The sequence below is a fragment of the Methylobacterium sp. WL18 genome, assembly GCF_008040015.1.
GTDB classification, from domain to species: domain Bacteria; phylum Pseudomonadota; class Alphaproteobacteria; order Rhizobiales; family Beijerinckiaceae; genus Methylobacterium; species Methylobacterium mesophilicum.
Genome location: NZ_VRVD01001270.1, coordinates 1 through 560, shown reverse-complemented (window position 1 = coordinate 560; position 560 = coordinate 1). Strand labels below are relative to the sequence as shown.

Annotated in this window: 1 protein-coding gene; it reads left to right on the top strand. The window is 73.8% G+C overall.

Translation table 11 applies throughout. The features are described 5' to 3' along the window. The coding region (locus tag FV228_RS32250; protein WP_281406564.1) for a penicillin-binding transpeptidase domain-containing protein at nt 1-560 on the top strand (560 nt) is incomplete at both ends.

Below are 560 nucleotides of genomic sequence, written 5' to 3'. Positions count from 1 at the left end.
AGCCGATACCGGCCGGGCGCAAGCCATTCCCGATGCTGGCCGCCCACGCCGCCGAGGAGGCGGTCGCGGCCGAGCCCGGGACGGCGGTGATCCGCCTGTCCATCGACGGGCGGCTGCAAGCGCGCCTCGAAGACCTGGCCGCCGAGCGCGCCGCCGCGACCGGACCGGCCCTCTCGGCAGCTATCGTCGTGCTCGACAACCGCGACGGCCGGGTGCTGGCCCAGGTCGGCAGCCCCGGCTACCTGGATCCGAGCCGCCGGGGCGCGATCGACATGACCCTGGCGGTGCGCTCGCCGGGCTCGGCCCTGAAGCCGTTCATCTACGCCATGGCCTTCGAGGACGGGCTCGCCCATCCCGAGACGTTGCTGGAAGACCGTCCCGCCCGGTTCTCCGCCAGCTACGCACCGGAGAACTTCGACCTGACCTTTCAGGGAACGGTCACGGCGCGGCGCGCCCTGCAGCTCTCGCTGAACGTGCCCGCGGTGGCGCTGATGGAGGCGGTTGGGCCCGCGCGCTTCATCGCCCGTCTGCGGGCGGCCGGCGCCGGGATCCAACTGCCC